Source organism: Acidovorax delafieldii 2AN, from assembly GCF_000175235.1.
Lineage (GTDB): Bacteria > Pseudomonadota > Gammaproteobacteria > Burkholderiales > Burkholderiaceae_C > Acidovorax > Acidovorax delafieldii_B.
Map to the genome: position 1 here is coordinate 1 of NZ_ACQT01000230.1, position 5,512 is coordinate 5,512.

At 64.7% G+C, this 5,512-nt stretch carries 5 protein-coding genes; 1 reads left to right on the top strand and 4 read right to left on the bottom strand.

Features of this window, described 5'->3' with window-relative positions; translation table 11 throughout:
• From ACDELDRAFT_RS18415 to gdhA, 4 genes are all read right to left on the bottom strand, one after another.
• The coding region (locus tag ACDELDRAFT_RS18415; protein WP_005799505.1) for a tRNA (adenosine(37)-N6)-dimethylallyltransferase at positions 1-411 on the bottom strand (411 nt) is incomplete at its 3' end.
• On the bottom strand, positions 408-593 hold the full coding sequence (locus tag ACDELDRAFT_RS18420) for a hypothetical protein (RefSeq protein WP_005799506.1): 186 nt from the start codon (positions 591-593) through the stop codon (positions 408-410). The genes ACDELDRAFT_RS18415 and ACDELDRAFT_RS18420, both read right to left, overlap by 4 nt.
• A gap of 138 nt (positions 594-731) precedes the next feature.
• Entirely contained in the window at positions 732-1,910 is a 1,179-nt protein-coding gene (locus ACDELDRAFT_RS18425; RefSeq protein WP_005799507.1) for a PilT/PilU family type 4a pilus ATPase, read from the bottom strand.
• A gap of 76 nt (positions 1,911-1,986) precedes the next feature.
• Positions 1,987-3,330 carry an NADP-specific glutamate dehydrogenase gene (gene gdhA, locus ACDELDRAFT_RS18430; protein WP_040329887.1) on the bottom strand — a complete coding sequence of 448 codons (1,344 nt, stop codon included), beginning with the start codon at positions 3,328-3,330 and terminating at the stop codon, positions 1,987-1,989.
• A gap of 251 nt (positions 3,331-3,581) precedes the next feature.
• On the opposite strand from gdhA, the gene ACDELDRAFT_RS18435 reads away from it, so the two are divergent.
• Positions 3,582-4,754, top strand: coding sequence for a glycerophosphodiester phosphodiesterase (locus ACDELDRAFT_RS18435; protein ID WP_005799509.1), 1,173 nt, complete (start codon positions 3,582-3,584; stop codon positions 4,752-4,754).
• The last annotated feature ends 758 nt before the right edge of the window (positions 4,755-5,512 follow it).

Consider the following 5,512-nt stretch of genomic DNA (forward strand, 5'->3'; position numbering starts at 1 on the left):
AGCCGCTTGCGCCTCCAGCCGCGCGCGCACGGCCGGATCGGCGGGGGGCATGTCGTCGATGCCGTCGAACAACGCCTTGAAGTACAGCATGGTGCCGCCCACCAGCAGCGGCAGGGCGCCGCGCGCGCGGATTTCGCTGATCAGCCGCGTCGCGTCCTGCACGAACTCGGCGGCGCTGTAAGCCTGCAGCGGGTCGCGGATATCGATCAGGTGGTGCGGCACAGCGGCCTGCTCGGCACGCGTGGGCTTGGCGGTGCCGATGTCCATGCCCCGGTACACCAGCGCCGAATCCACGCTGATGATCTCGACCGGCATGCGGGGCGCCAATGCGTCGGCCAGCGCCAGCGCGCTGGCGGTCTTGCCCGACGCCGTGGGACCGGCGATGGCGATGGCTGGAAGAGTGGATGTCATGGCGTGGGGGCGCACGGGAACAGGGCCACGGTGGTTTCCATCAGTTGTGGGGGCGTGGGAAGCACGGGCGGATGCAGTAGGGGAGTGACCGGCCCCGGCAACATGGCACGCAGGCCTTTGGCCAGCCGGGCTGGCGTGGTTTTGGGCGCCGCACGCACCGGGGCGGTGGAAGCGTCAGGCATGCGCTGAAGCGTACCAGATGGAGGGGCGCCGGGCGGCCCTTGGAAAGCCCTGGCAGGAAGGCGCAGGACGCTCCCGCATCCGGGGCCTGCGCCCCTGCGGGCGCAAACCCGAAAGCATGCCGGCAGCGCGGGGAGAGTTCAGGACAAGCGAGAAGCGGACTGGAACGGCGTGGAGGTATCGATCGACAGCTCACCCGCATCCGCGGTGCTCACGCCGCCGGAGAGCCGCACGCGCAGCGCCAGGTCGGTGCGCGAATCGGCGTTGTGCAGCGCTTCTTCCAGCGAGATGCGGCCTTCGGTGTAGAGCGTGTAGAGGGCCTGGTCGAAAGTGCACATGCCGATTTCGGTGCTGTGGCCCATGGCTTCCTTGATGCCCGAGAACTCGCCCTTGGCGATCAGGTCGGCGATGTAGGGGGAGTTGAGCATTACCTCCACCGCCGGCACCAGCTTTTCATGCAGGCCCGGAATCAGCCGCTGCGACACCACGCCTGCGAGGTTCAGGCTCAGGTCGATGAGCAATTGGTGATGGGCGTCTTCGGGAAAGAAGTTGATGACCCGTTCCATCGCCTGGTTGGCATTGTTGGCATGCAGCGTGGACAGGCACAGGTGGCCGGTTTCCGCGTACGCAATGGCCTGCTTCATGGTGTTGCGATCGCGGATCTCGCCGATCAGGATGACGTCGGGGGCCTCGCGCAGTGCGTTCTTGAGCGCCTCTTCGTACGACAGGGTGTCGATGCCGACCTCGCGCTGGTCCACCACCGAGCGCTTGTGGGCGTGCAGGAACTCCAGCGGATCCTCAATGGTGAGGATGTGCCCCGTCACGTTCTCGTTGCGGTAGTTGATCATGGAGGCGAGCGTGGTCGACTTGCCCGACCCCGTGGCGCCCGTCACCAGCACCAGGCCCCGCTTGCGCAGCACCAGCTTTTCCAGCACCGAGGGCAGGCCCAGCGCCGCCAGTGGCGGGATCTTGTTCTTGATGTAGCGCACCACCATGCCGGTTTCACCGCGCTGCACGAACACGTTCACGCGAAAACGGCCCAGGTTTTCTGCCGAGATCGAGAGGTTCATCTCCATCTTGGCCTCGAACTCGCTGATCTGCCTTTCGTTCATCACCGAATAGGCCAGCTGCTTGACCTGCCCTGGCAGCAGGGGAGGCATCTTCAGGGGGTGGGTGACGCCTTCGATCTTGAGGTTGACGGGCGCGCCCACGCTGAAGAAAAGATCGGAACCGCCTTTTTCGACCATGGCGTTCAGGAAGCTGAAAATTTCCACTGTGGGCCCCTGCAGTTGTGACAATTTGTTTGCTCGGGCGAGCATAGCCGCTGGCGCGGGCGCGGCGCAAAAAAAGGGGGCGAATGCCCCCTGGTTGCGGTGTGCGAATCGCGCTCGCGGATTACACCACCCCTTGCGCCAGCATGGCGTCGGCCACCTTCACGAAGCCGGCAATGTTGGCGCCGTCGATGTAGCTGACCGAGCCATCGGCGCGCTTGCCGTACTTCAGGCAGGCGGCGTGGATGCCCTGCATGATCTGCAAGAGGCGGGCGTCCACTTCATCGGCGGGCCACGACAGGCGGGCCGCGTTCTGGCTCATCTCGAGGCCCGACGTGGCCACGCCGCCGGCGTTGGACGCCTTGCCTGGCGCATACAGCACGCCCGCCGCCTCGAACGCCTTGGCGGCTTCGATGGTCGAGGGCATGTTCGCGCCTTCGGCCACGCACAGCACGCGGTTCTTGATCAGCGTGGCGGCATCGTCGGCGTTGAGTTCGTTCTGCGTGGCGCAGGGCAGCGCCACGTCCACGGCGATGTGCCAGGGCGTCTTGCCGGCATGGAACTCCGCGCCCACGAGCTGGGCGTAGTCGTTCACGCGGCCGTACTTGTGGTTCTTCACATCCATCAGGATGGCCAGCTTTTCGGGTGTGAAGCCGTCCTTGTCGTAGACGGTGCCGCTTGAGTCGGACACGGTCACCACCTTGGCGCCCAGCGCCATGGCTTTTTCGACCGCGTACTGCGCCACGTTGCCCGAGCCCGACACAGAAACCGTCTTGCCCTGGAACGACTGGCCGCGCGTCTGCAGCATTTCCTGGGCGAAGTAGACGGTGCCGTAGCCGGTGGCTTCGGGCCGGATCAGCGAGCCGCCAAACGACAGGCCCTTGCCCGTGAACACGCAGTCGGCCCGGTTGCTGAGCTTCTTGTACATGCCCGCCATGTAACCGACTTCACGGCCGCCCACGCCGATGTCACCGGCCGGCACGTCGGTGTCCGCGCCCACGTGGCGGAACAGTTCGGTGACGAAGGCCTGGCAAAAACGCATGATTTCCGCGGGGCTCTTGCCCTTGGGATCGAAATCGGAGCCGCCCTTGCCGCCGCCCATGGGCAGCGTGGTGAGCGCATTCTTGAAGGTCTGCTCGAACGCCAGGAACTTCAGCACCGACAGGTTCACCGAGGGGTGGAACCGCAGGCCGCCCTTGTAGGGCCCGATGGCCATGCTGTGCTGGATGCGGTAGCCGCGGTTCACCTGCACAGAGCCGTGGTCGTCCATCCACGACACGCGGAACATCACCACCCGCTCAGGTTCGACCAGGCGCTCGAGCAGGCCTTGCTCGGCATAGCGCGGGTGTTTCTCGATAAAGGGCCACAGGCTTTCCATGACCTCTGTGACAGCCTGCAGAAATTCAGGTTGGCCAGGATTGCGCTGCGCGACCTGCGCGAGGAAGCTGTCGACGGACTCGTACTTCATGGAAAGGGCTTTCTGTACAAAAAAGAGAACGATGCGGCGTTGCAACATCTGATTATGTCAAAAACGCATGTAATCATGCAGAAACTATGCACTGTGGTGGGGCATTGCTCCAAAGGGCGCCAATTTTTGGTGCGTTGAATATCCGTTGTGGTGCGTGTTGCTGGTCTGTTTTGGTGCGTCCGCATGTCATGCGCGTGTCATGCATCCGCACCACAGTCCCTGGGTTCAACTACACAAGAGAGGCGGGAGAGATGCGTCAACAACAGGCAACGAAGGCAGGGTTTCTGGTGCTCACCGTGGCCGCAGCGCTCACGGCGTGCGGTGGCAGCGACGGCGAGAGCTATCCCACGCTCAGCGGCGAACGCCCGCTGGTGATCGGCCACCGCGGGGCGGCGGGCTACCTGCCCGACCACACGCTCGAGGGCTACAAGAAAGCCATCGACATGGGGGCCGATTTCATCGAACCCGATCTGGTGGCCACCAAGGACGGCGCTCTCATTGCCCGCCATGAGCCCAATATCACCGGCACCACCGATGTGTCGCAGCGCGCCGAGTTCGCCGCTCGCAAGACCAAGAAGGTGGTGGACGGCGTCGAGGAAGAAGGCTGGTTCGCATCGGACTTCACGCTCGCCGAGATCAAGACGCTGCGCGCCATCCAGCCACTGGCCGACCGCGACCCGCAGTACAACGGCAAGTTCCAGATTCCCACCCTCGAAGAGGTGCTGGACCTGGCCAAGACCGAAGGCGCCAAGGCCGGCCGCACGGTGGGCGTGTACCCCGAGACCAAGCACCCCACCTACCATGTGAACCTGGGCCTCAAGCTTGAAGACCGCCTGCTGGCCGTGCTGGCCAAGTACGGCTACACCACCAAGGCCGCACCGGTGATCGTGCAGTCGTTCGAGGTATCGAACCTCAAGTACCTGCGTACGAAGACCCAGGTGCGCCTGGTGCAACTGGTGGACGCCGACGACGTCAAGGCCGACGGCAGCATGTCGCTCGTGGCCCCCTACGACAAGCCTTACGACTTTGCCGTGGCCGGCGATGCCCGCACCTTCGCCAGCCTGCTCACCCCGGCGGGCCTCAAAGAGGTGAAGACCTATGCCGACGGCGTGGGCCCCTGGAAGCCCTACCTCATCCCCTCGAAGCAGGTGGATGCCAACAAGGACGGCAAGCCCGACGATCTCAACGGTGACGGCAAGGTCGACGAACGCGACCGCGTGATGATGGCGCCCACCGACGTGGTGAAGAACGCGCATGCGGCAGGCCTGTTCGTGCATGCTTACACCTTCCGCAGCGAAGCCAAGCGGCTGGCCTCCGACTTCAAGGGCGACCCCAAGGCCGAATACCAGCTTTTCTACCAGCTGGGCGTGGATGGCGTGTTCAGCGATTTCGCAGACCACGCCGTGGCAGCGCGCAATCGCTGAGCGGGCCGCTGCGCCTCCACCGCGGAGGCGTGCCCCATCGATTGCGTGGGCGCTCCGCCTGCGTAGGTGCGGCGGTGCGCAGGCCCGCTGCGGCCGCGCCGGGCCGGCGTGTGCGCTACGCACCTTCGTTTTTCAACACCCTTCGCACACCTTCTGCGGCCTTTGGTGGCCGCCCCGTCGCCGGTTTGACCAGCCGCGCCGGTGTGCACCGGTGACAGGGCGGTCGGCACCTGTGTCTGTTTGCGGCATGAGTCCGATGACCGAACTGGCCAGGCAGCCACAGGAGGCAGCAGGCGCTCATGAAGTGAGTGCCTGCTGTTTTTGCTGGTGTGGGCGTGCCGCACCGCCATTGCGGCCTGTGGCGGAACCATGGCCGGCGAGAGACCGTGGGCGGCGGGTAGGCTGCAGAAAATGAAGCGCTATGCCGCACAAGCAAAACGCATGCGGCTCTGGGGTGTCTGAAAGGCTGGCCCCCGCCTGCCCGCTGCTTACTTGCCCGCGTGCCCGCACGGCAATGCGGCAGACCGTCCGTTCAATTTGTGTGCAATTTGCTATAGATAACATAGCTACTAGCGCTCGTGAATAAAGCGCATGAAGCGATTTTGTGCAAAATTTGCCAGCTACCTCGTTGCCGTGGGCAGGCATGGTGCCCCGCCTCTTGGGCTCCATGTCTTGGGGCACGCCACGCCACGGTGAAGTGCTATGTGGTGTGCTGCACGGCAGGGCAAGGACGGGGCGGGGCGGGCAAGGCGCGTCGG

Coding starts and splice junctions, on each gene's coding strand:
- ACDELDRAFT_RS18420 (WP_005799506.1), bottom strand. CDS start 593: ATGCCTGACGCTTCCACCGCCCCGGTGCGTGCGGCGCCCAAAACCACG.
- ACDELDRAFT_RS18425 (WP_005799507.1), bottom strand. CDS start 1,910: ATGCTCGCCCGAGCAAACAAATTGTCACAACTGCAGGGGCCCACAGTG.
- gdhA (WP_040329887.1), bottom strand. CDS start 3,330: ATGAAGTACGAGTCCGTCGACAGCTTCCTCGCGCAGGTCGCGCAGCGC.
- ACDELDRAFT_RS18435 (WP_005799509.1), top strand. CDS start 3,582: ATGCGTCAACAACAGGCAACGAAGGCAGGGTTTCTGGTGCTCACCGTG.